The sequence below is a fragment of the Bacteroidota bacterium genome, assembly GCA_034723125.1.
In the GTDB taxonomy this organism is placed as follows: domain Bacteria; phylum Bacteroidota; class Bacteroidia; order CAILMK01; family JAAYUY01; genus JAYEOP01.
Map to the genome: position 1 here is coordinate 1 of JAYEOP010000181.1, position 3,715 is coordinate 3,715.

3 protein-coding genes are annotated in these 3,715 nt (G+C 30.8%); all 3 read left to right on the forward strand.

What is annotated here, in order from left to right:
• On the forward strand, positions 1–546 hold a 546-nt coding region (locus U9R42_05410), incomplete at its 5' end, for a T9SS type A sorting domain-containing protein (GenBank protein ID MEA3495457.1).
• A 57-nt stretch (positions 547–603) separates the two neighbouring features.
• A complete protein-coding gene (locus U9R42_05415; GenBank protein MEA3495458.1) occupies positions 604–2,058 on the forward strand; it encodes a T9SS type A sorting domain-containing protein in 1,455 nt (484 codons plus the stop codon).
• Between the two features lie 19 nt (positions 2,059–2,077).
• Complete coding sequence (locus tag U9R42_05420; GenBank protein MEA3495459.1) at positions 2,078–3,535, forward strand: T9SS type A sorting domain-containing protein; 1,458 nt, start codon at positions 2,078–2,080, stop codon at positions 3,533–3,535.
• Positions 3,536–3,715: the final 180 nt, after the last annotated feature.

Consider the following 3,715-nt stretch of genomic DNA (forward strand, 5'->3'; position numbering starts at 1 on the left):
ACAAAATTTGATTCTATTTTTGTACAAATTGGAGATATTCCAATTGCAAATTTTGGAGCTAATATTTTTTCAGGAGAAGTTCCCTTTGTTATTAATTTTTACGATTCTTCAACAATTGTTTTTAATGCTATTTCCCAATACTTCTGGTATTTCGGAAACGGAAATTCTTCAATTGTTCAAAACCCAACTTTCACTTATCAAAATGTCGGGAATTATGATGTGATGCTTAAAGTTATTTCCGACCTCGGCTGTGCAGATTCACTTACAAAAATAGCTTTCATAAATGCTAAAGTAAACAGAATTACAGAAATAGAAAATTCTGAAATATTGATTTATCCAAACCCTTCAAATGGAAAAGTTTACATCAAATCAGAAAGAAAAATAGAATCCATTAATTTATATAATTCCTTAGGAAAGTTAATTTTAGAAACTCAGGATTTGAGTACAAAAATTCATGAATTGGACAAGCAAGTAAAAGGAATTTATTTCTTAAAAATTGGATTGATGGATGGAAATGAAATTGTAGAGAAAATTGTTTTTGAATAAAAAAAGTAGTATATTGTGTTTTAAATAATATCCATAATTTCTTTAAAAAGTAATATTATGAAAAAGAAAAGTTTAATATTAGTAGCATTGTTGATTAGCATATTTTTTTCACCCAAATCGGCATCATCCCAAATAATGGGAGGAGATTTAACATGGTCATGCATTGGTCAAGATAGTTTTATGATAAAACTTGTCGTTTACAGAGATTGTAACGGTGTTCAATTAGGCAATGCTATCGTTAACATCAAATGCAAATCAACCAATAAGTTAATTACAATTCTTAATATTTATAAGCCAGCACCTATTGACATTACACCAAGCTGCGGTTCAACTGTTACAAGATGCTCAGATTCAAATAGTTTATTTCCTTTTGGAATAGAACAATATACTTATCAAAAACTTGCAGTATTGAGTAGTGCAGGTAGTTGTTGTGAACTAACTTTATCTTACTCAATGTGCTGTAGAAATTCCGCAATTACAACAATTGATGCCAATCAAAATTTTTATATTGATGCAATGCTGAATCGTTGTGTAAGTCCTTGCGATAACTCACCTTCATTTGTAAATCCTCCAATGGCAATTATCTGTGTTGGTGAAATTTTTTTGTATAGCAGTGGAGTAAATGACCAAGATATGTCTCCCACAGGTGGATTGTCAGATTCCTTAGTTTACTCATGGTGTCATCCTTTAAGTAGTGAAAATTCAAATATAACTTATACAGGACAATATTCCTATGATAAGCCAATTCACTTTTGGGGATTTCCTAATAAAGACCTTCAATTCCCTCAAGGCTTTCATATTAATGTTTATACGGGTTCTATATCATTTCTCCCTATAAAAGTTGAACAAACCGTAATGACAATGCAAGTCGAAGAATACAGAAATGGAATATTAATAGGAAGAGTAAAACGAAATTTACAATTTATAGTAATAAAATGTCCGTATAACAGTGCACCTGTATTAAGTAGTCCGATTTATAAGGAAGTATATGTAAATCAACCTGTAACTTTCACAATTAATACTTATGACAGCGATTCAGAAGATACCTTACTGATAGGCTGGGACGCAGCAATACACGATGCATCATGGACAGATAATAACAAAAAGGCAAAATACCCAACAGGAGTATTTAATTGGACACCTACAAAACAAGATGTTAAACCCATACCTTGGGTATTTATTGTAAGGGTAAAAGATGACGCATGGCCTATTAATGGAAGTAGCACAAGAGCATATCACATACTTGTAAAAGATTCAACTAGCTCAATTGCAAAAACAAAATATCCTATAATAACTCTTTATCCAAATCCCTCAAGCGGAAAAGTTTACATTAAATCAGAAACAAGAATTAAATCCATTAATTTATATAATTCCTTAGGAAAATCAATTTTAAAAGTTCAAAATTTAAGTGCAAAAAATTATGAATTGGACAAGCAAGTAAAAGGAATTTACTTTTTAAAACTTGGCTTGATGGATGGAAATGAAGTTGTAGAAAAAATTGTTTTTGAATAAATAAGATAAATACAAAATTATGAAAAAGAAAAATTTATTACTCATCACACTTTTTATCGCCATGTTTTTTATTACAAAACCTGCTTCTTCAAATAACATAATGGGAGGAGATTTAACATGGGTATGCATAGGTCAGGATAGTTTCATGATAAAACTTGTAATTTATCGAGATTGTAATGGCAAAATTTTAGGCAATGCCAATATTGATGTCAAATGCAAATCAACCAATAAGTTAATTACAACTCTTAATATTTATAAGCCAGCACCTATTGACATTACACCTACTTGCGGAACAACTTGTACAAGGTGCAACGATTCAAATTGCATTTTTCCTTATGGGATAGAGCAATATACTTTTCAGAAATTATTGGTTTTAACAAATGCAGGAGCTTGTTGTGAAATAACTTTATCTTATTCTGAGTGTTGCAGAAGTGCAACAATTACAACCGGAGTAGCAAATCAAAACTTTTATATTGATGCAATGATGAACCGTTGTGTAAGTCCTTGTGATAATTCACCAAGATTTACAAATCCTCCTGTTGTAATTATATGTAAGGATATGGATTTTATGTATTGCAATGGAACACATGATCCAGATATGTCTCCCCTAGGTGGAATGTTAGATTCCTTAGTTTACTCATGGTATCATCCTTTAAGTAGTGAAAGTTCAAATATAACTTATACAGGACAATATTCTTATGATAAACCACTACAATTTTGGGGATTTCCCAATAAAGAGCTTGAATCTCCTAAAGGTTTTCATTTAAGTATTAACACAGGTATTATTCAATTTCGCCCGGTGAAAAATGAACAAACTGTTATGGCAATGCAAATAGAAGAATATAGAAATGGGATATTAATAGGAAAAATAAGGCGAGAATTTCAAATAATTGTAATAACATGTCCAAAAAATAATCCACCTAAATTAAGTGGACCATTTTATAGGGAAGTATATGTAAATAAACCTATAACTATCATAATTCATGCTTATGACAGCGATTCTGAAGATACCATACTGATAGGCTGGAACGCAGCAATACACGATGCATCATGGACAGATAATAACAAAAAGGCAAAATACCCAACAGGAGTATTTAATTGGACACCTACAAAACAAGATGTTAAACCCATAACTTGGGTCTTTATTGTAACGGCAAAAGATGATGCATGCCCTATTAATGGAAGTAGCACAAGAGCATATCACATACTTGTAAAAGATTCAACTAGCTCAATTGCAAAAACAAAATATCCTAAAATAACTCTTTATCCAAATCCTTCAAACGGAAAAGTTTACATTAAATCAGAAACAAGAATTAAATCCATTAACTTATACAATGTTTCAGGAAAATCAGTTTTTAAAATTCAGGATTTAAGTGCAAAAAATTATGAATTGAACAAGCAAGTAAAAGGAATTTACTTTTTGAGAATTGCTTTTATGGATGGAAATGAGGTTGTGGAAAAATTGGTTTTTGAATAAGTCTCTAAAATTAATAAAAACACCCCGAAATTTGTAAATATTAATTAGTGCCTCTAAGAAAACTATCAAATTTTATGATTTCTAAGATTTTTGACCTGCCTTTGCCGTCAGGCAGGTGAGATTTTTATTTTTTGAGACGAAGCGATGCCTTAGCATCAGTGAGTTGAGAAAGATAAAAAT